Here is a 316-nt window from a genome sequence, read left to right on the forward strand (position 1 = left end):
ATCTCCTCGGCGAGCAGCCCGACATCGTTGCACCGGGCGATCAGCCGCTCGAACGTGGCCTTGGCCTCGTCGCTCCGCCCGTCGAGGGCGAGGCAGCCGACCCGCCAGAACGCGCAGGCCGTGAACGTGCCCTCGTCACCCTCCAGGCCGTCTTCCATGCGGTAGCGGTAGATCAGGTCGCCGACGCCCAGCTCGCGCTCGACCGCCGCCAGGGTCGCGCGCATGCGCGGCTCCCGCGGGTCGGGGGCCCCGAACAGGGCGACGCGCAGGACAGCGGCGTCGAGATGGTGCGAGTCGTAGGCGCCGACATAGGCCT

Annotated in this window: 1 pseudogene; it reads right to left on the reverse strand. The window is 72.5% G+C overall.

From position 1 onward, the window contains the following. Positions 1–316: pseudogene (locus tag ACLBXO_RS31950) on the reverse strand (glycoside hydrolase family 15 protein); the annotation flags it as partial.

The organism is Methylobacterium sp. C33D (assembly GCF_053345825.1).